This is a genomic window from Nocardia coffeae (genome assembly GCF_019890715.1).
Lineage (GTDB): Bacteria > Actinomycetota > Actinomycetes > Mycobacteriales > Mycobacteriaceae > Nocardia > Nocardia jiangxiensis.
The window spans coordinates 256309-273351 of record NZ_JAINZY010000006.1 but is presented as its reverse complement, the minus strand read 5'-3'; the positions used below and the strand labels follow the sequence as shown (position 1 = coordinate 273351).

General features: G+C 67.3%; 14 protein-coding genes. 10 read left to right on the top strand and 4 right to left on the bottom strand.

What is annotated here, in order from left to right; all coding sequences use genetic code 11:
• Positions 1-33 precede the first annotated feature (33 nt).
• Positions 34-1584 carry a mucoidy inhibitor MuiA family protein gene (locus tag K7711_RS23345; protein ID WP_222971565.1) on the top strand — a complete coding sequence of 517 codons (1551 nt, stop codon included), beginning with the start codon at positions 34-36 and terminating at the stop codon, positions 1582-1584.
• A gap of 33 nt (positions 1585-1617) precedes the next feature.
• Here the strand turns inward: K7711_RS23345 and K7711_RS23340 are convergent, their stop codons facing one another.
• On the bottom strand, positions 1618-3144 hold the full coding sequence (locus K7711_RS23340; RefSeq protein WP_222971564.1) for an amidase: 1527 nt from the start codon (positions 3142-3144) through the stop codon (positions 1618-1620).
• A 434-nt stretch (positions 3145-3578) separates the two neighbouring features.
• On the opposite strand from K7711_RS23340, the gene K7711_RS23335 reads away from it, so the two are divergent.
• From K7711_RS23335 to K7711_RS23305, 7 genes are all read left to right on the top strand, one after another.
• Entirely contained in the window at positions 3579-6035 is a 2457-nt protein-coding gene (locus K7711_RS23335) for an FHA domain-containing protein (protein WP_222971563.1), read from the top strand.
• A gap of 152 nt (positions 6036-6187) precedes the next feature.
• Entirely contained in the window at positions 6188-7375 is a 1188-nt protein-coding gene (locus K7711_RS23330) for an acyl-CoA dehydrogenase family protein (RefSeq protein WP_308014904.1), read from the top strand.
• A gap of 48 nt (positions 7376-7423) precedes the next feature.
• Positions 7424-8170: a 3-oxoacyl-ACP reductase FabG gene (gene fabG, locus K7711_RS23325; protein WP_222971562.1), complete on the top strand. Its 747-nt coding sequence runs from the start codon at positions 7424-7426 to the stop codon at positions 8168-8170.
• A complete protein-coding gene (locus K7711_RS23320) occupies positions 8170-9039 on the top strand; it encodes an HTD2 family dehydratase (protein WP_222971561.1) in 870 nt (289 codons plus the stop codon). Before fabG ends, K7711_RS23320 begins: the two co-directional genes overlap by 1 nt.
• Before the next feature lie 144 nt (positions 9040-9183).
• A complete protein-coding gene (locus K7711_RS47755) occupies positions 9184-9783 on the top strand; it encodes a cation efflux transmembrane domain-containing protein (protein WP_222971560.1) in 600 nt (199 codons plus the stop codon).
• 75 nt (positions 9784-9858) lie between these two features.
• On the top strand, positions 9859-10761 hold the full coding sequence (locus K7711_RS23310) for an aminoglycoside phosphotransferase family protein (protein ID WP_222971559.1): 903 nt from the start codon (positions 9859-9861) through the stop codon (positions 10759-10761).
• Positions 10762-10900: 139 nt separating this feature from the next.
• Entirely contained in the window at positions 10901-12091 is a 1191-nt protein-coding gene (locus K7711_RS23305) for an alpha/beta hydrolase family protein (RefSeq protein ID WP_222971558.1), read from the top strand.
• Positions 12092-12346: 255 nt separating this feature from the next.
• Here the strand turns inward: K7711_RS23305 and K7711_RS23300 are convergent, their stop codons facing one another.
• Together K7711_RS23300 and K7711_RS23295 are read right to left on the bottom strand one after the other, a co-directional pair.
• Positions 12347-12832: an SRPBCC family protein gene (locus K7711_RS23300; RefSeq protein ID WP_222971557.1), complete on the bottom strand. Its 486-nt coding sequence runs from the start codon at positions 12830-12832 to the stop codon at positions 12347-12349.
• Between the two features lie 9 nt (positions 12833-12841).
• On the bottom strand, positions 12842-13855 hold the full coding sequence (locus tag K7711_RS23295) for a helix-turn-helix domain-containing protein (protein WP_222971556.1): 1014 nt from the start codon (positions 13853-13855) through the stop codon (positions 12842-12844).
• A 71-nt stretch (positions 13856-13926) separates the two neighbouring features.
• On the opposite strand from K7711_RS23295, the gene K7711_RS23290 reads away from it, so the two are divergent.
• On the top strand, positions 13927-14778 hold the full coding sequence (locus K7711_RS23290) for an alpha/beta fold hydrolase (RefSeq protein WP_222971555.1): 852 nt from the start codon (positions 13927-13929) through the stop codon (positions 14776-14778).
• A gap of 53 nt (positions 14779-14831) precedes the next feature.
• On the top strand, positions 14832-16136 hold the full coding sequence (locus K7711_RS23285) for an NtaA/DmoA family FMN-dependent monooxygenase (RefSeq protein WP_222971554.1): 1305 nt from the start codon (positions 14832-14834) through the stop codon (positions 16134-16136).
• Positions 16137-16498: 362 nt separating this feature from the next.
• Here K7711_RS23285 and arfB read toward each other — a convergent pair whose 3' ends face one another.
• The gene (arfB, locus tag K7711_RS23280) at positions 16499-16927 is read right to left on the bottom strand and encodes an alternative ribosome rescue aminoacyl-tRNA hydrolase ArfB (protein WP_222971553.1); all 429 of its coding nucleotides are present in this window, start codon (positions 16925-16927) and stop codon (positions 16499-16501) included.
• Between the last annotated feature and the right edge of the window lie 116 nt (positions 16928-17043).

Here is a 17043-nt window from a genome sequence, read left to right as displayed (position 1 = left end):
CTCACGACGCACCGAGCACGGTAGCCTCGCGGAATGAGCATGGTGGACGCACCGATCGTGGCCGTGACCGTCTATCCCGGGCAGGCGCGAATCACCCGGCGCACGACCGTCATCGTGGAGGCCGGAGAGCAGGCGGTGGAGGTCGGCGGGCTGCCACTGGGGCTGGTCCGGGACTCGGTGCGGGTGAGCGGGCGCGGGGCGGCGGCAGTCCTCGGGGTCGATGTGGCGATGCAGCGCAATCCACGCTCGCCCGACGCGGTCGTCCAGGAGCTCGAGCAGCGCGCCGAACAGATCCGGTCCGGACTCGCGGAGCTGGCCGACGCCCGCACCGTCGAGGACAGCCGGATGGAATTGCTGACCAGCCTCGGGCGCCGATCCGGCGCCGCGTTCGCCAAAGCACTCGCGTCAGGAGACATCGAGCCGGATCGGGTTGCGGGGCTGAGTGATTCGCTCGCCCAGCAACTCGGCGCGACGCTCACACGGCAGCGGGAGCTGCACCGGCAGCACGAGCATCGGGAGGAGGAATTGCGCGCGGCGGAACGCGATCTCGCCGAACATCACCGGCAGCGCACTCCGGATCGTCAGCAGGTGGCGGTCTCCCTCGACGTGCACGAGGCCGGGGAGCTCGAACTCGAACTGTCCTACGTCGTCGACGACGCGCGCTGGGTCTCGACCTACGACATCCGGTTGCGCGGCGAAGGACTCACGCTCGGCTGGTACGCGGAGATCACCCAGAACACCGGCGAGGACTGGCCCCAGTGCGAACTGGCCCTGTCCACCGCCCGCCCGGCGATCTCGGCGCGACTGCCCGAGCCGCAGGCGTGGTTCCTCGATCGCCTGCGCCCGCCCGAGCCGGTCGCCTACGGCGCTGCGGCCGGCGGACCGCCCGCACCCGGAATGATGCCGCGCGCCAAGGTATTGCACGCTGCGATGGCCGAACCGGCAGCCCCCGCAATAGAACACGGAGCCGCGGCGACCACATACCGTCCGCCCCAGCGGATCGCCGTCCCGAGCGATGCTACCGCGCACCGCACGACAGTGGCCGTCCTGGACCTGGATGCCACCCTCGATCACATCACCGCACCCGCGCAGAGTCAGGAAGTGTATCTGCGGGCCACCGCGGTCAACACCTCCGAGCACACGCTGCGGCCGGGCCGCGCCTCGGTGTTCCACGACTCGGAGTTCGTCGGCACGACGCCCCTGGAGATCTGGGCGCCCGGCGAGGAGATAGAGCTGAATCTCGGTGTGGACGAACGGATCCGGGCCGAACGCGAACTGGTGCGCCGCACCGCCGGAAAGGGCGTCATCGGCAGCGCGACCCGGCGCGAGGTCCGCTACCGCATCACCGTCGGCAACTACGGCCGCCGCGCCACCACCGTCACCGTCCTTGACCGCATCCCGGTCTCACGCGACGAGGCCATCGTGGTCCGCGACCTCACCTGCCGCCCCGATCCACACCAACGCACCGACCTGGGCGAGCTGACCTGGCGACTCCCCCTGGAACCCGAAGCGACAGCGGAGATTTCACTCGGCTTCCGGGTCGACACGGCCAAGGGCGTCGAACTCACCGGCTGGCGCGAGTAGTCGCACCGGCGCTCTCGGACCGCATTCCGACACTCACCGCGGTGTCCGCTCCGCGGCAGCACCCGCTCCGAGGAGTTCGGATTCGGGCGGGTGGCGGTCGAACCACGGTCGGGCCGTTTCGATTTCGGCGGCGAGTTGCAGGAGCAGATACTCGCTGTCCAATCCGCCCACGAACTGCGTGCCCAGCGGTAGACCGTCCGCGGTCCAGTGCGTCGGCACGCTCATCGCGGGACGGCCGGTGATGTTCGCCAGCTGGGTGAACGGGACCGCCGCCAGGTTGGCGGTGACCAGGTCTCGGTAGAAAACGGTGCGGGACAATATCTTTCCCGCGCCCAGCCGCAGCAGCGGGGGCAGCACGGAATCAGCGATCGCGGGGGTGCGGTTCTGGCCGATGCGCAACGGGGGTTCGGCCAGGGACGGCGTCAGCAGCAGGTCGTAGGTCTCGTGGAAGTCGGCCAGGGCCCGGGTGTATTCGGTCCAACGGGCCTGTGCGAGCAGCAGTTCCGGGGACGGCACCGCACGACCGGCTGCCGCGAGCACCTGGGTGTCGATATCGAAATCGGCGGCGGACGCTCCCGTTTCGCGACAGGCTTCGGCGAGTTCCGCTGCGCACCAAGCGGTCCAGACGGTCATGAAGTCCATCCCCAGACGCCGCCCGTCGATACTCGGAGCGGCAGGCTCCACAGTGTGTCCCAGCGATTCCAGCAGGTTGGCCGCATCCTCGACCGCGGCGACCGCTTCGGGATCGACCGGCGTGCCCTGCGGAGCCGCATGCATGAATCCGATCCGCAGACGACGCACGGGATCCTGCACCGCGTCGAGATACGGGCGTTCGGACCGCTGAACCAGATAGGGCGCACCGGGATCGGGTGCGCCGAGTATGTCGAGCATGGCCGCGCTGTCTCGCACGCTGCGCGTGAGCACGCCCTGACTGACCGCGCCGAACAGCGGATCACCCAGTCCCGGACCGCTGGGAATCAGTCCGCGCCCGGGTTTGAGCCCGAACAGTCCGGTGCAGGCGGCGGGAATACGAATGGACCCGCCGCCGTCGCTCGCGCCCGCCACCGGCACGATGCCCGCGGCGACCGCCGCGGCCGCCCCACCCGAGGATCCACCCGGCGTGCGTTCGGTGTTCCACGGATTGCGGGTCACACCGAAGGTCCTGGTCTCGGTGATGCCCTTGGTACCGAATTCCGGGGTCGTGGTCTTGCCGAAGATCACCAGCCCGGCCTCGAGCCAACGACGCACCGCGAGACTGTGCTCGGTCGCGGGCACCGACCGCAGCGGCCCGGTGCCCGCCGACGTCGGATATCCGGCGTAATCCTGCGCCAGATCCTTGATCAGGAACGGCACCCCGGCGAACGGCCCCGCGAGATCTCCCCGCGCGGCCAGTCGCCGACCGTTCTCCTGCATGAGCAGACTCACCGCGTTGATCGCCGGATCGACCTGCGCACAACGTTCCAACGCCAACTCGAGCAATTCGGCCGCGCGCACCTGGCCCCGAGCGATCAGCTCGGCGAGCCCGATCGCGTCGTGCGCCCGGTATTCGTCGTACCGCATCGTCACCTCCTCATCAGCGGCTTGCGTTCCGAGTATGTCGACGATAGTTGCCACGCGCCGCGTCCGGACAGGTTGCCACGGTGACCGGGCGCCGGCGTGCCGGGGTGTCCCGGGTCTGCCGTAATACCGATATTTCGGGGTGGGAATTTGCGTATTCGCGAACCGGTTCGGTTACCTACAAATGTATTTTGTCGAAGCGTCCGACACCATCCCGCTGGCCGAGTCGGGCGCGCGAACATAAATGGCAACCGATTACAAGATGTGAAAGTCACCGGAAGGGCACTAAATTATGTTCGACGCAGTCGCCGTATCGACGAGATGGCGCGGACCAGCACGTCACAGGGCACAATCGGCAACCTCCGGACCAGCGAGGTTGTTCCTGAAAGCCCGAGATTTTCCGCGACGGGCTCGCCGCGCGGTCGTATACTCCAGCTATGGCGGATAAGCAGTCTTCCACCGAATTCGCCGAGTCAGCGGTTCTTGTGGTGCAGACGAGAGAACGCGTCTATCGACTACGCGCCGGAGGCGCATATAACGTCGGCCGCGATCCCGGAGCCGATATCGTTGTGAGCGATCCACGGGTGTCTTCTCTGCACGCCGTCCTGGAACGCGGATCGGGCGGTTGGGAAATCGAGGACGCGAGCAGCCTCAACGGCACCTTTTTCGACGGACACCGCGTCGAGCGGATGATCATCGACCACGACGAGACGTTCCAGCTCGGCCATGCCGTGGACGGCGAGAAGCTGGCGTGTTCGGTGGAGATGCCCGAGACGCGCCCCGCGCACGATTCCGGCGGCGATATCGGTGAAGCGACGATGATCGTCCCGGATCCCGGCTACAACCTCGACGACGAGGCAACCTTCACGCTGCTCCCGTCGGATCGCCGGATTTCGCGATCCTCGGCGCCGGTCGACCACCCCGGCGCGGTCGTCCGGATCACGGACACGCTCCGGGTCGGCCGCTCCGCCGACAACGACATCGTCGTGCCCGATCTGATGGTCTCGCGCCATCATGCCGAAGTGCGGGTGATCGGCGAGGGCAAGTATCGGGTCGTCGACCTCGACAGTCACAACGGCACCTACGTCAACGGCGCCCGGGTCGATGTCGCGGATCTGTCCGAAGGCGACTCGATCGGTATGGGACACACCACCTATCGGCTGGTCGGCGAGGAACTGCGCGAGTCGGTCGACACCGGTGACGTCTCGGTCTCGGTGCAGAACCTCATCGTGCGGACCGAGGACGGCAAGGTGCTGCTCGACGAGGTGAGCTTCCCGATCCCGCAGCGCTCGCTGGTCGGCGTCATCGGACCCAGTGGAGCGGGCAAATCGACGTTGCTCGGCGCGGTCACCGGGTTGCGGCCCGCGACCGAGGGGACGGTCCGCTACGACGGCCGCGACCTCTACACCGATTACGACGAGCTCAGGCACCGGATCGGACTGGTTCCCCAGGAGGACATCCTGCACAACCAGCTCCCGACGCGACGCGCGCTGCTCTACGCGGCGGAACTGCGGTTCCCCGGTGACACGCGCAGCGAGGAGCGGGAGCAGCGGGTCGACGAGGTGCTCGAGGAACTCGGTCTGACGCGGCACGCGGACACTCGCATCGAAAGGCTCTCGGGCGGCCAGCGCAAACGTGTGAGCGTCGCACTGGAGTTGCTGACCAAACCGTCGCTGCTGTTCCTGGACGAGCCGACTTCCGGCCTGGACCCGGGCCTGGACAAGACGGTCATGGAGATGCTGTCGGAACTGGCGCACGACGGGCGGACGGTCATCGTCGTCACGCACAGTGTCGCGAACCTCGATTCGTGTGACCGCCTGCTGGTTCTGGTGCCCGGCGGCAAGCTGGCCTACTACGGACCGCCCGCGGAGGGTCTGCAACAGTTCGCACAGCCGTCCTGGGCCGAGGTGTTCCAGGCATTCGACCACGAGGAGGAGCGCGACTGGGCCGGTGAGTTCAAGGCTTCGCCGCGCTTCGGGCACTATGTGGCGGTCGGGCTGACCGACGATGCCGGTCCGGCCGAAGTCCAGTCGCCGCCGGCGCCACCGCCCGCATCACAGTCCAAGTTGAGTCAGCTCAGCACGCTGTGCCGACGCTATCTCGCGGTCATCGCCTCGGATCGAAGCTATCTGGTGCTGCTGGGTGTGATGCCGCTGCTGCTCGGCGGTCTGATCGCCGCCGTGCCGGGTGGGGCGGGTTTCGCCGGCGACCCGGGCAGCAATACCGATGCCCCGACCAAGCTGATGATCCTGGCCTTCGGCGCATGCTTCATCGGCACCGGCAACTCGATTCGCGAGATCGTCAAAGAGCAGACCATCTACCGCAGAGAACGCGCGGCGGGACTGTCGGCAGGGGTCTATCTGACCTCGAAACTTCTTGTCCTGAGCGTGATCACCGTTCTGCAGACGGTGGTGTTGTACCTGATCGGCACCATCGGTCAGAAGATGCCGCCGTCCGGGATATTCCTGCCGGTCGATCTGGAACTGATCCTGGCGATGGCGGTGTTGGGCATCGCGTCGCTGGCACTGGGCCTGCTGGTGTCGGTGTCGGTGAACACCTCGGAGAAGACGCTGCCGCTGCTGATCGTGATCTCGATGGCGCAACTGGTGCTGACCGGCGGGCTGGTGCGGCTGCCCGGCACACCGGTGCTGGAACAGTTGGCCTACCTGTCGCCGTCCCGCTGGGGCTTCGGCGCGGGAGCCGCCACCATCGACCTCGATACCCTGACACCGCACAAAGGCGGAGCCGACCCGTTGTGGAACCACAGCCTCGGCACGTGGCTGATGGACATCGGGTTCGTCATCGCGCTGGCGGTGATCTTCCTGGCGCTGGCCTGGTACCGCCTCTACCAGATGCGGCCACGACGACGCGGCGCACGCCCAGTCCGGATCTGACGCTGCTCGTGGTCGCGAGATGCATTGCCCGACCGATGAATTCGACATAACATATCGCAACGAACAATCGCGTACCCGGGAGCGGCAGTGGCAACCGGCGTGTCCGACGCGCACTGCCATCGCGTGGTCCACGGCCGCGCTCTCCCTTGCTCGTGGAGGTTGTATTGGTCACCGGCGACCCCGAAGTGGACTCCGAGGATTTCGGCGTGATTCTCGCCCAGGTACGCGACTTCGTCCGGACCAGAGTCGTGCCGCGCGAACAGGAGATCATGGATGCCGACGCCATCCCGGCGGATCTGCGCAAACAGACCGCGGAGATGGGGTTGTTCGGGTACGCGATCCCGCAGCAGTGGGGCGGGCTGGGCCTGAATCTGACCCAGGACGTCGAACTGGCGATGGAATTCGGTTACACCTCACTGGCATTGCGGTCGATGTTCGGCACCAACAACGGCATCGCCGGACAGGTCCTGGTGGGTTTCGGCACCGACGAACAGAAACAGCGCTGGCTGGAGCGGATCGCGTCGGGTGAGGTGGTGGCCTCGTTCGCGCTGACCGAGCCGGGCGCGGGCTCGAATCCGGCAGGTTTGCGCACCAAGGCTTCTCGTGACGGCCAGGACTGGGTGATCGACGGGCAGAAACGGTTCATCACCAACGCTCCGCTCGCGGACCTGTTCGTGGTGTTCGCGCGGACCCGTCCGGCCGACGAGTCCGGTCCGGGTATCGCGGTGTTCCTGGTTCCCGCCGATACGCCCGGGGTGCAGGTCGGGGTCAAGGACCGCAAGATGGGCCAGGAGGGCGCGTGGACCTCCGACGTGGTGTTCTCCAGCGTGCGGGTACCGGCGAGCGCACTGGTCGGCGGGTCGCAGGAGGTCGGCTACCGGGCGGCGATGACGTCGCTGGCGCGCGGCCGGGTGCATATCGCGGCGCTGGCGGTCGGCACCGCACAGCGGGCGCTGGACGAATCGGTCGCGTACGCCGCGTCGGCGACGCAGGGCGGGCGGCCGATCGGCGAATTCCAGCTGGTACAGGCGATGCTCGCCGATCAGCAGACCGGCGTGATGGCCGGGCGGGCGCTGGTGCGCGAGACGGCGCGGCGGTACGTCAGCGGGGAGGATCGACGGATCGGGCCGTCGGCGGCCAAATTGTTCTGCACCGAGATGGCAGGCAGGACCGCCGATCTCGCGGTGCAGATCCACGGCGGCACCGGATATATGCGGGACGTGCCGGTCGAGCGGATCTACCGCGACGTGCGGTTGTTGCGACTCTACGAGGGCACCAGCGAGATTCAGCGCCTGATCATCGGCGGCGGACTGATCCGCGAGGCCGGGAAACGCGTGTGAGCGCACCCCGCGACGACGTACCCTGCACCTGAGGAAACGGAGTTCGACATGTCCGAACCATTGCTGGAGAACAAGATCGCCGTCGTCACCGGCGCGGCCCAGGGCATCGGCTACGCGATAGCCGAACGGTTCGTTGCCGAGGGCGCCCGAATCGTGTTGGGCGATCTGGATTCCGGCACCGTCACCGACGCCGCGAAATGTCTGGGCGGGCCCGAGACGGCGATCGGCGTGCGCTGCGACGTGACGAATGCCGACGACGTGGACGCACTGCTGCAGGCCGCGCTGGACACCTTCGGCGGGCTGGACGTCATGGTCAACAACGCCGGTATCACCCGCGACGCGACCATGCGCACGATGACCGAGGACCAGTTCGATCAGGTTGTCTCCGTGCACCTCAAGGGCACCTGGAACGGCACCCGCAAGGCCGCGGCGATCATGCGCGAGCGCAAGAGCGGCGCGATCGTGAACCTGTCCTCGCTCTCGGGCAAGGTCGGCATGGTCGGCCAGACGAACTATTCGGCGGCCAAGGCAGGCATCGTCGGATTGTCCAAGGCCGCGGCCAAGGAGGTTGCGCACCATGGCATTCGGGTCAATGCGATCCAGCCCGGCCTGATCCGCACCGCGATGACCGAGGCGATGCCGGAGAAGGCGTGGGAGCAGAAAATGGCCGAAATTCCGCTGGGCCGCGCCGGGGAGGTGAACGAAATCGCCTCGGTGGCACTGTTTCTCGCCTCCGACCTGTCTTCCTATATGACCGGCACGGTACTCGAGGTCACCGGTGGAAGGCTCATGTGATGGCCGAGTGGGAACCGCATACCGTCACCACCGCCGAGACGATCGATCCGGGACCGGTCACCGCACTGGCCGCCCTGTTCGACAACGGTCTGCCCGCGCCCGGTCCGGGTGACGAACTGCCGCCGATGTGGCACTGGGTAGCATTGCCGAGCTGGCCCGTGTCCACCGAGATCGGTTCGGACGGGCATCCGGCCAGGGGAACCTTCCTGCCGCCAGTGGATCTGCCCCGGCGGATGTTCGCCGGTGGAGAGGTGCACTGGCACAGTGATATTCGCATCGGCGAGACCGTGCGACGGATCTCGCGGGTGGACTCGGTGACCGAGAAGTCCGGCCGCTCGGGCAGACTCGTCGTCGTGGTGGTCAGTATTCGGCTCTACCGGGACGGCGGCGAGCTCGCCCTCACCGAACGCCAGGATCTGATCTACCGCGAAGCGGGCACACCGAGCGCGACCGAGGCGCCGGTGGCCGACGCCGCAGCCCTCACCCCGGTCGGCAGCCCGTTCCGCCGCAGCGACGAAACAGATTGGGAATTCACGACAGATCCCACCCTGCTCATGCGATTCTCCGCGGCCACCGCCAACGCCCACCGCATCCACTACGACTGGCCGTACGCCACCCGCGTCGAGGGCTATCCCGGACTCGTCGTGCACGGCCCGCTGATCACCCTGGCCGCGGCGGAGGTCCGACGACTCGGCGCGTGGCCCGGACGCCCGGTACGACTGAGTCACCGCAACCGCGCTCCCCTGTTCTGCGGACAGCCCGCGAAACTGCGCGCCCGACCGGACACCCGCTCGGTCACGGTGGACCTGTTCGGCCCCGAGGGCGAGTCCGCGGGATCGCATGCGAGCGTGGAGATCAGCCTCCGCTGACCTGGCCCGCTCAGCGGTCGACGCTACCGCAGTCATACATCAGCGGAAAGCTGCTGACGCAGGGAACTCGAACTGCGCGATGCCATTTCGGTTGCCCAGATCCTCGCAACGAGATCCCCGCCGACAGTGTGTGAGACTGCGGGGGTGACCGATATCGACGACAGCACTCGCACCGGCTTGCTGCGGCGCGGATTCGCCTTGGAGTACGCCACTTTGAGCTGGAACGTGATCGGCATCGTGGTGCTGACCGTTGCCGCGATCTCGGCACGATCGGTGGCATTGGCCGGATTCGGACTGGATTCGCTGATCGAGATCGGCGCGTCCGCCGTGGTGGTCTGGGAGCTGTCCGGTACCGGGCAGGCACGTCAGCGACCGGCGCTGCGGCTGATCGGCGTCGGCTTCGCGGCGTTGGCGGTATACCTGCTGGTCCAGTCGACAGTGGTGCTGGCTTCCGGATTCCATCCCGACCATTCCCTGCTGGGAATCGTGTGGACAGGGGTGACGGCGGTGACAATGTTCGCACTCGCAGCGGGCAAGGCTCGCACGGGTGCCGCACTCGGGAATCCGGTGCTGGCGACCGAGGGCCGAGTAACCCTGATCGACGGATTACTGGCAGCCGCCGTGTTGCTCGGCCTGCTGCTCAACAGCATCGCCGGATGGTGGTGGGCAGACCCTGTCGCCGGTTACGTCCTGGTTTTCTATGCGCTACGGGAGGTTCGGGAGATCTTCTCCGGCGAGCACTGATCCGGCGTCCGGCCGGACTGGAGTTCGCCGACTCGCCGGACGATACGGCCGGCGTAGCGCACGTAGGGTCGTCTCATGATCGAGGTCCCGGAGGAATTCGTTCGGATCAAGTCGGCCAACGAAGGCGAACGCGGGCGGGCGTGGGTAGCCGCCCTGCCGGGCTTGGTGGATGTGCTGCTGGAGCGTTGGTCGTGCACGCCTACGGGGCCGGTGATGCACGGCCAGGTCGGGATCGTCGTTCCGGTGCGACGTCCGGACCGGACACCCGCGGTGGTCAAGGTGTCGTTCCCGCACCCGGGCAACGTTCACGACCCGGATGCGTACGCGACCTGGGCGGGGAATGGCGCCACGCGGCTGTTCGCGCGTGACGACGACAATTTCGCCATGCTGCTGGAACGAGCGTCCCAGCGCACCCTCGCCACCGTCACCGATCACGAACAAGCCCTCACCATCCAGGGCAGACTCTCACACCGGTTGGCCGTACCGGCACCACCGGGGCTACCTCGGCTGGCCGGGAAGATCGATCAGTGGGAACACGAGATCCTCACCACCGCAGCAGCTTTCGGCAATCCAGTACCACGCGAGGTACTCGACGCCACCGTTGCCACCCTGCGCGAACTCGGCCCCGACCAGCCCGACATCCTCGTCCACGCAGACCTGCACGACGCCAACATCCTGGCCTCCGATCGCGAACCCTGGCTCGCGATCGACCCCCAGACCTGGGTCGGAGACCCCGCACACGACGCCCTCAACGTGATCCGCAGCCCCCGCTTCACCGAGGTCTTCCGTTCCTCGAACATGCGCCGGACCGTCCTGCGCTACCTCGATATCTATTGCGACGCAGCCGAACTCGACACCGAGCGCGCGAGACGCTGGACGCAGGTCGGAGCGGTCCGCGAAGCGATGTGGGGTCGGCGACACGGCGAGCCCGAGTGGCTCGTCCACGCCACCGACCAACTCGCCCAGATCCTCACCTGAACGCCCGAAATCGGCTGCGGAGGGCGCCCCTCTCGAGCGGGGTGCCATTCCCGCGGAGATTATTTCGGCTAGGCTGAACCGGTCGAGGGCGGTCGAGACTTGGGGGATTGTCTTGTTGGGCAGGGTATTTCGTTGTCTGTTGATTCTGCTGCTGACCTCGGCCGCGGTTGACGCCGTTGCCCGAGCCGAACCGGTGCCATCGCGACAGGTATCGGCGGTCGTCACCCTGCCCGAGCCGACCGGCTCCGATGCGATCGGCGTGGTGGATCTGCATCTGGTCGATCCGTCTCGTCACGATCCGTATGTCCCGGCTCGTGCCCGCGAGCTGATGGTCAGCATCTGGTACCCCACCGCCGATCGAGCGGCAACGCCGGTGCGGCCCTGGGCTTCCGAACAGGTGACCACGGCCTACACGGCGGGCTTGACCAAGATCGGTGCGCCGATGGCGGGGTCGTGGACGTTGGCGCCCAGCCACGGTCGGGTCGATGCGGCGGCAGACAGCGCCGGTGGGCGGCGGCCGATCGTGCTGTTCTCTCCGGGCTTGGGCATGCCGCGGGAGGCCAGTACCGCGCAGGCCGAGGATCTCGCCAGTCATGGATTCGTCGTGGTCGCCATGAGCCACACCTACGAATCGTTGGCGACCGAATTCCCCGGCGGACGGCTCGAAAAGAGCGTCCTGCCGCGAGCCGCGAATATCGACCAGGCCAAGGCACAGATCGAACAGGCGATGCGGGTCCGCGTCGCCGACACCCGATTCGTCCTCGACCGACTCGCTGACCTCGGCGCGGGTGCCGACCCGGACGCCGACGGGCATCCGCTACCCGCGCATCTCGCCGGAATATTCGACCTTTCGAAGATCGCGATGTTCGGGCATTCACTCGGTGGCGCCACCGCGGCCCAGGTGATGCATGACGATCGGCGCGTCGCCGCAGGGGTGGATCTGGATGGCACCCTGTGGGGTTCGGTGCTCACCGATGGATTGGACCGCCCGTTCGTGCTGATCGGCAGTACCGACCACGGACGAGCCCAGGACCGCAGCTGGCAGCAGTTCTGGGCCGCCGATCGCGGACCGAAACTGGAATTCCGGCTCGACGGCTCGCAGCATCACTCGTTCTGCGACAACCAGCTGATAGTTCCCGCCCTGGCCGCCGCGGGCGTCATTCCCGCCGATTTCACCCCCGAGATGGTCGGCACCATCACCCCGCAGGACTCGCTCGATCTACAGCGCGGCTACCTGCGCACCTTCTTCGACACGACACTCGGTCGCTACGACGATCTCCCGAAATCCCCGGCCACCCTGCTGCACCCGGAAATGACCCCGGTTCCGTAGGCGATCGTGCGGAACGGCATCGACAGCGACGATCGACTCCCGAGCGTAGATGGATTCTCGCCGGTATCTCGAACTGATCCTCGCCGAAGCGGCGCGTTGCTGACGGCGGCACGACAAGATCCCGGTGCCGCGGTGCCCTCCTGTCCGGGATGGACGGCTCGAGACCTGTCGGGGCATGTCGACAGGCATCCGCACGGAGACGCCGATGAGCGTTCGCTCGATGGCGCCCACCACAACCGGCCCGGCCGGTTTGCGTTATCGCGCAGGCAGTTCCGGTCGCGGCTTACCGGGGGCGACCGTGCGAGCCAGAATGCCGAGGGTCGCGCGCAGCGCGCTTTCCGGGATGATCGGGAAACCGGCTCGGTCCTTGAGTTCCTGCGGGACCGCCGACCAGTCGTAGTAGGAGGTCACGAGTGTGCCTGCCTCGATCGGTTCCAGCTCGTAGCCGTAGATGTGTTCCCACCTTCGCTGACCGTGAATGGTCCAGGCGATCTCCCGATCCGGTTCGAACCTGACGATCTCGACGGTCACGTCGTACAGCCCCAGCGGGTAATCGTTGAGAGCTTCGCGGTCCATGTGCACGACGAAGGTGTCACCGGTTGCGGTGACGACCTCTCCGCTCGCCGCCATCAGCATGCCGGAACTGTCGATGGCGACATGCCCCTGCGGATCACTGAGAATGGCGAAGATCTCGGCCGCCGGGGCGGCCACGGCCCGCTGCACTCGGAATTGTTCCAACACAAGAGAATCCTACAAGTGCGCGCCACTTCGAACATCCGCTCCTCCCGGAGTGTTCGGGGTGGGTTCGAAGTGCTGAGTTTCGCCGAAGGTTCGACGGTATGCACCCGGGGTGGTGGCGAGATGGGCACGGAAGTGGCGGCGCAGGTTGACCGCTGAGGCAAGTCCGACACGGGTGGCGATGGCCTCCACCGGGAGATCGGTCGTTTCCAGCAGCATCCGTGCCGCGTCGAGGCGCTGGCCGAGCAGCCATCGTCCAGGGCTGGTGCCGAGCTGTTCGGTGAATCGCCGGGCGAGTGTTCGGTTCGAGAGTCCGGCGCGTCCAGCGAGTCGGCCGATGGTCAGTGGGGTGTCGAGCTGGGAGGTGGCCCATGCCAGTAGGGGCGACAACGACTCGTCCGCCCTGGCCGGGGCGGGCTGTGTGGCGTACTGGAGTTGGTTGCCGTCCCGGTGTGGCGGCAGCACCATGTTCCGGGCGATCTGGGCGGCATATGCCGCGCCGTGGTCGCAGCGCACCAGGTGCAGGCACAGGTCGATGCCCGCACCGGTTCCGGCGCTGGTCGCCACGTCGCCATGGTCCACGTAGAGCACGTCTCGGTCGACCCGAACCTCGGGGAATGTCGTGGCGAGCAAGGCGGTGTGACGCCAGTGAGTGGTGGCGCGGCGGCCGTCGAGCAGTCCGGCCTGTGCGAGCACGAACGCTCCCGTGCAGATGGCGGCGATCCGCGTCCCGCGCTGGTGGGCAGCCCGCAACGCGTCGATGACCGCCGGCGACACCAGCGCCCCGGCCGGCTGCCAACCGGGCACGACCACGGTATCTGCCTCCCGCAGGGCCGCCAGCCCCGCGTCGACGAGCATCGCGTGGCCGACGGTGGTTCGCAGCGGGCCGGGATGCTCGGCGCAGATCCGAAAGTCGTAGTGAACCGGAATATCTGGCCGGATGGTGCCGAAGACCTCTGCGGCACAGGCGAGTTCGAACGGTGACTGCGGCGGGTTGAGCAGGGCCACCACCCGATGACGGTTCATGGCAAGAATCTACCCAGGGATGTCTTTTCGGACTCTCGGCCGGGAGATAGGCGTCGGGTCACAGTGGTCCCATGAGTGAAAGCACAGAAACAGCGGTATCGCGGAACGCCGTTCGGGTTGATGGAGAACCGGCCAGCTACCTGACCGCGGGGCCGGGCGGCCCTGCGGTGTTGCTGCTGCACGGCACGTATTGGAGCAGAGTGTGGCTTCCGGTGTTGGGCCACCTCGGCCGCGCAGGGCTACATCCCATCGCGGTCGATTTTCCCGGGCTCGGGCGCTCAGGAGGCGAGCTCACCCCGGACATGGCCTCGGTTCCGGCCCTTGCGGAGTGGGTGGTGCGGTTTGTGTCCGCGCTGCAACTCTCCGGGCCGATCGCCGTGGCAGGCCACGACATCGGCGGAGCCGTCGCTCAGCATCTCCTCGCCCGTGATCGGCTTGTGGTGTCCCGGCTGGCCCTGCTCAACTCGGTCGCCTACGACTCCTGGCCCGCGCCCCACGTGGCTCGCTTCCAGGACCCCGGGGCCGTTGCGGCGACCACCGGCGATGACCTCCTCACCGCCCGCCGAACAGCCGTCACGAGGGACCTGGCCGGTGCCGCCACCGACCAACGGATCGCCGACTATCTCGATCCGTGGACCGATCCGAGGGTCCGCCGCTCCTGGCTGTCCATGGTCGCCGCCGCCGATAGCCGTTACACCCTGGATCTCGTTCCCGCACTGCAACATTCCCCAACGCCCAAGCTGCTGATCTGGGGCGAGGACGACCGCTTCGAGAAGGTCGAGTACGCCGAGAAATTCGTCGCGCAGATCCCGCACAGCACACTCGTACGCATCCCGGAAGCCGCACACATCCCGACCGAGAACGCGCCCGACCAGGTAGCCAGCGCTCTCATTGATTTCTGCACGCCTGCCCGAGAAAGCTGACGCCGCTCGAACGACGCGCCCCTACCCTGGGGATGCCACGACAGGAGCCGCCCATGCCAGAGCAACGCCATCTCCATCTGAACCTGGTAGCCAACGACCTCAACCTGCACCAGGGAGCCTACAAATACGAACGGGCGCAGGGCGTTCCCGAACGCAGCACCTTCGCGCGCCTGCTCGAATACGGCGCATTCGGCGACGAGGGTCTGTTCACCGCCTTGTTCGTCGGCGACATCCCCGGCATGCAGGGGTCTCCGGCATTCGACGGCGGGCCGGCCGAGCCCATCACCGCACTGACCGCGATCTCCCAGCACACCAAGCACGTCGGCCTGATCGCAACGGCGTCGACGACCTTCTACGACCCGTACACCCTGGCCCGGCTGCTGGCCTCGCTCGACCAGGCCTCCGATGGCCGCGCCGGATACAACGCCGTCACCTCGGTGGTCGATCGCTTCGCGCTGAACTACAGCCTGCAACACCATCTGGATCGCGCGGAGCGCTATCAACGCGCCGACGAGTTCCTCCAGGTCCTGCGAGCTTTGTGGGACAACCGTGCGATGCGCCGCGATCCCGACGGCCTCACCCGGTTCTACGCCGACCCGATCGACCACCAGGGCAACCTGTTTCGAGTCTCCGGACCACTCAACATCGCGCCCAGCCGCCAGCACCGGCCGCTCATCGCGCAGGCGGGCGGCTCGGGCCCCGGCATCGAGGTCGCCGCCAAACATGCCGAGATGGTGTTCACCAACTCCTCCACTCGTGCCAGCGCCGCGGTCTACCGCGAGGCACTGGACAAGGCGCTCATCGAACAGGGCCGGACACCGGGTTCGGTCCCGGCCGTCCCCGGCCTGATCCCCTACCTCGGCCGGACCGCGAAAGAGGCCGAGGAGAAACTGCGGGAACTGGACAGTCACGTCGATTGGGAACCCCTCGCACCATTCGCGTTGGGACAGTTCGGCATCGACGTTCCGCTCGGCGACCTCGCCGAACCGTTCCCCACCACATTGCTACCGCGCCCCGAAGACGTCGAGGAGACGATCAAGAGCACCTTCGGCAACTACGTCGGGCTCTACAACTGGATTCAGCAGCACCCCGATGTGACCGTGCGCGAGGTCGTCGCACAGGCGGTCGGCCGCGGCGGGGCGACGCACCGCAAGTTCGTCGGCACCTACGACGACCTCGTCGACGACCTCGCGGCCTGGCACGACGACGGCAACATCGGCGGTTTCAACCTCATGTTCGCCGCGGGCTCGACAGCCATCCGGGAGTTCATCGACGAGGTCGTGCCCCGCCTCATCGACCGCGGCATCTACCCCAGCACCCCCACCGATCGCCCACTGCGAGAACGATTCCGAGCCTGATCCGCGATCAGGCACCGAGATTCGGCGGGAGATCGGGACCGGCGCCGGCGACTGCGCCGAGGAGACAAGCCATGCGCATACCGAATGGCGGACGTTTCAGCTCGTAACGGCGGATCAGGCAACCACCTCCTCACGGCGGACTGCGATGGCCTGGTGCACGGTGCGGAAGAACAGCACGCATCGCCGCCCACGCGGGCCTGCCTCCCGGCGTACACCCCGGCCTGCAACGACGGCGCCGCGCACGCCGACAACCACGATGAACTCAGCCCGCCGACCCCCGAGCATCTGGCTCGAACTCGGGAGCACGGGCCCGTTCGACAACGATTGTGCCGCCGATACCCGACCTGTGGCGCTGCCGTCGGTTAGTCGTCGAGGGAGGCCCGGCGGTTGCGTTTGATGACGCCGCGCCGCTTCTTCGCGGAGATACGACGTTCTTTCGCTCCGCGCGAGGGCTTGGTGGCGCGGCGAACAGGTGGCGGGGCGGCAGCGGCCTCACGCAGTAACGAGGCCAGGCGTTCGCGGGCGGCCGCGCGGTTCTGCAGCTGTGCGCGTTGCTCCGATGCGGCGATCGTGACCACCCCGTCGACCAGACGGGTGGCCAGCCGGTCGAGCATCCGGGCGCGCAGCCCATCCGGCACCGAGGGCGAGTTGGCGAGGTCGAACGACAGCTCTACCCGGCTGTCGGTGGTGTTGACGTGCTGGCCTCCCGGACCGGACGACCGTGAGAACCGCTCGCGTAACTCGGACGCGGGTATCACCAACACCCGAGTCACGGTCAGGTCCTCTGCCATGATTCGACGCCGCTCTTTCCGATCCGCGAGTCGACTCGGCCACGTCGGTCTAGTTGCGACTGCACGGTGACCTTGTCGTTCACGATAGCGATGACCTTGTCGACGTGTGACGAGCA

Coding starts and splice junctions, on each gene's coding strand:
- K7711_RS23310 (WP_222971559.1), top strand. CDS start 9,859: ATGATCGAGGTCCCGGAGGAATTCGTTCGGATCAAGTCGGCCAACGAA.
- K7711_RS23290 (WP_222971555.1), top strand. CDS start 13,927: ATGAGTGAAAGCACAGAAACAGCGGTATCGCGGAACGCCGTTCGGGTT.
- K7711_RS23335 (WP_222971563.1), top strand. CDS start 3,579: ATGGCGGATAAGCAGTCTTCCACCGAATTCGCCGAGTCAGCGGTTCTT.
- fabG (WP_222971562.1), top strand. CDS start 7,424: ATGTCCGAACCATTGCTGGAGAACAAGATCGCCGTCGTCACCGGCGCG.
- arfB (WP_222971553.1), bottom strand. CDS start 16,927: ATGGCAGAGGACCTGACCGTGACTCGGGTGTTGGTGATACCCGCGTCC.
- K7711_RS23345 (WP_222971565.1), top strand. CDS start 34: ATGAGCATGGTGGACGCACCGATCGTGGCCGTGACCGTCTATCCCGGG.
- K7711_RS23285 (WP_222971554.1), top strand. CDS start 14,832: ATGCCAGAGCAACGCCATCTCCATCTGAACCTGGTAGCCAACGACCTC.
- K7711_RS23340 (WP_222971564.1), bottom strand. CDS start 3,144: ATGCGGTACGACGAATACCGGGCGCACGACGCGATCGGGCTCGCCGAG.
- K7711_RS23295 (WP_222971556.1), bottom strand. CDS start 13,855: ATGAACCGTCATCGGGTGGTGGCCCTGCTCAACCCGCCGCAGTCACCG.
- K7711_RS23320 (WP_222971561.1), top strand. CDS start 8,170: ATGGCCGAGTGGGAACCGCATACCGTCACCACCGCCGAGACGATCGAT.